The following is a 2386-nucleotide window of genomic DNA, read 5'->3' as shown; positions in this document are numbered from 1 at the left end:
AAACCCCGATGAGCGAACCAGAGTTCACCGCCGCGCTGCGCGAAGGCGTTGCTGCCTCGCAGGTGCTGGGCTGGACAGATATGCCGCTGGTCTCGTCGGACCTGCGCGCGCGGCCTGAATCGCTGGTGATCGCCGGCCCCGAAACCCGCATGGCCGGCGAGCATCAGGCGCGTGTGTTCGGCTGGTATGACAATGAATGGGGTTTTTCGGCCCGGATGCTGGATGTGGCGCGGCTGATGGCCGGGTAAATGCCGGCTCAGCCTGCCGCGTCTTTGCAAGCCCGCCCCCGGCGGACTTGTTATTTCTGCGGCTTGCGCCCGGCACCGGCCAGGCGGAGCCAGCGGAAAATCAGCATTAATGCAATCATGCAAACCGCGAGACCGATCAGGTCGCCCGCCGCGTAAACTGCCATGACCGGCAGCTGGCCGCCGGGAAAGATCAGGCCTGAAAACACAACCGACTGCCCCAGGGAATTGATGACGGACGCCAGCCCTCCCACGGCCAGCAGCCCGGTCCAGGCAATCCGCCGCGTCTGACCCGCATAAAGCGTCCAGCCAAAAAGCCAGGCGATTTCAAAAGCGGCATATGCCGAAAACGCCCCGACTGCGATGGACTGCCACAGCACCGGCTCCCCCACGGGCAGCACAGTGCCTGGGGTGAATATCAGCTCCGACAGGACCGCACCGGCTGCAAGCGGCGGAACCGCTTTCCAGCCAAGCAGCCAGACGCTCAGCACCCGCACCCCGTGCGGCAGGTAGATCAGGCTGGCAAAGACAGTGATCTCCGGCAGGAACAGTTGCTGCACCGGCGTGACGGCCCAGGCCGTCAGACCATGGCAAATGATATAGGCCGCGGTGATGACCGCAAAACTCTGAAACTCGGACAGGACCTGCAAAACTCGTATCATGCCGCCCCCCTTAGACAGGAGCAGCGGTGGCTGCAATCATGTGAAGGCCTTGATTACGCGGCGCTGTCACTTTGCCGCGGGATCAAAGCAAACCACATAATGCTTGGCTTTGCTGCCGCCCGCCCGTTCCAGCAACCCCAGTGCCAGCAGCGACTTCAGTGTCCGGTGAAAGGTCGCCTGGGCAATTTCCCGCACCAGCCGGTGGCTGCGGATCTGCTCGGATTGCACCGGGGCGCCTGGCACCGAGGTCAGCGCATGCGCCGCCAGCAGCACATCCCTCTCAACCCTGCTCAACCGGTCCAGTCCGATGTCGCGCTCCATCATGTGGAGCATATCCCGCAGTTCAAAAATTGACTTCAACTGATCCACTTTTACACCTCCGGGAAACCTAATCCGCTGCTAAAGAACCGCTTAATATGCCACTATAAGATGACACCACGCGGAAATTATCAATCCGATAATTATCTGGACAGTACAATCCCGCGTGGTATCATTCCCGCCAGGCTAGGCTGCATGTGAGTGGTGGCTGCGCCTGACGTTTACTCGAAGTAGCCTTGTTAACGAGTGCCAGCTCCGGCAGCTTCAACTGCCGGAGCTGCGCGGCATAGTATGAATTTCCTACCGGTTTCCAATCATCTTTGCAGCCAATTTCACCGCACGCGCGCCAAACCGGCAGGATTGCGCCCGCGGCTTGGCACTCCACCCTCAGTGTTGCGGCCGCATGACGGCCGCGATGCGCGGCAATCCGCCTCTGGTCAACGCAGGCCCAAGCTGGGCGGAAAGCTGCTGCTTTGCCGGTTCCATCCTGCAATTTTCCCGTGTTAGGCTTTGCCTCTAACCGCCTGTGGCCCCGCCGGGCTTAGAGGCAGAATTTCACGCCCGCCGCCGGGAGCTGACATGCATTTTTCTTTCCGCCCGCGACCCTTGGCGCGCGCCCTTGCCTTCAGCCTGCTGGCAGTGCTGCCACCTGCCGCCTTTGGCGCCGAAGCGACGCTGCAGGCGCCCGGTGCGGATGCAGACCTGGCCGGGCGGCTGCGCGGCGCCTCCTCTTCGGTGGCCGCCAGCGGTGAAACCAATGTGCAGGAACTGCTGGCAGCGGCCTTGTCGGATTACCGCACACTGGTGCAGGTGCTGTATGATGCGGGTCATTTCTCGCCGGTGGTGAATATCCGCCTGGACGGGCGCGAGGCGGCGGGGATCCAGCCGCTGAATCCGCCAAAGGACGTCAGCAAGGTGGAAATCACCGTGCAGCCCGGCCCGCGGTTCACCTTTGGCACGGCAGAGCTGGCGCCGCTGCCGCAAACCAGCGACGTGGAGATCCCCGCAGGCTTTGCCCCCGGCCAGCCTGCCAGCACCGGAGCGGTCCGCGAGGCGGCGATTGCCGGCGTGCGGGCCTGGCGCCGCAGCGGCCACGCCAAGGCAGCGGTGTCGGATCAGAAGATCACAGCCAATCATGTGCAAGCCCGGCTTGATGCACAG

2 protein-coding genes and 2 pseudogenes are annotated in these 2386 nt (G+C 63.0%); 2 read left to right on the top strand and 2 right to left on the bottom strand.

The genetic code is table 11. The features are described 5' to 3' along the window. Positions 1–248, top strand: a pseudogene (locus tag VOI29_RS24155) (glyceraldehyde-3-phosphate dehydrogenase); the annotation flags it as partial. 50 nt (positions 249–298) lie between these two features. Here VOI29_RS24155 and VOI29_RS24150 read toward each other — a convergent pair. Next, the gene (locus tag VOI29_RS24150; RefSeq protein WP_323784396.1) at positions 299–907 is read right to left on the bottom strand and encodes a hypothetical protein; all 609 of its coding nucleotides are present in this window, start codon (positions 905–907) and stop codon (positions 299–301) included. Between the two features lie 66 nt (positions 908–973). Beyond that, positions 974–1276 carry a hypothetical protein gene (locus tag VOI29_RS24145; protein ID WP_323784394.1) on the bottom strand — a complete coding sequence of 101 codons (303 nt, stop codon included), beginning with the start codon at positions 1274–1276 and terminating at the stop codon, positions 974–976. Positions 1277–1804: 528 nt separating this feature from the next. Here VOI29_RS24145 and VOI29_RS24140 point away from each other — a divergent pair. Beyond that, a pseudogene (locus tag VOI29_RS24140) lies at positions 1805–2386 on the top strand (hypothetical protein); the annotation flags it as partial.

This window comes from Leisingera sp. (assembly GCF_034669605.1).
Lineage (GTDB): Bacteria > Pseudomonadota > Alphaproteobacteria > Rhodobacterales > Rhodobacteraceae > Leisingera.
Note: the sequence above shows the minus strand (reverse complement) of the source record. Positions and strands in the feature narration are given on the sequence as shown.